The organism is Acinetobacter geminorum (assembly GCF_013009345.1).
Classification (GTDB): Bacteria; Pseudomonadota; Gammaproteobacteria; order Pseudomonadales; family Moraxellaceae; genus Acinetobacter; species Acinetobacter geminorum.
The window spans coordinates 1-224 of sequence record NZ_JABELE010000086.1; the positions used below are offsets into that span (position 1 = coordinate 1).

Annotated in this window: 1 protein-coding gene; it reads right to left on the reverse strand. The window is 42.9% G+C overall.

Going from position 1 to position 224, the window contains the following annotated elements; genetic code table 11:
- On the reverse strand, positions 1–224 hold a 224-nt coding region (locus HJG58_RS18810), incomplete at both ends, for a transposase (RefSeq protein WP_328704802.1).

A 224-nucleotide genomic window follows, 5' to 3' on the forward strand; every position in this document is an offset into this window, starting at 1 on the left:
TCTCGCACTGAGTTTATCCCCCAATAATTTGATGCAATGCATCTTGGTTTCAACCAAACTTCGCCGATGATAGCCTGACCATTTCTTCCAAATAGTTCTTCCTAAACGTTTAACTGTTCGAAGCAACTCATTGCGTTCTAGCGAGCTCATCTTTTTATCTTTCCATGGCTTCGCATTTTTTCTTGGTGGAATCACTGCATGTGCTTGCCGATCCGCAATGACCT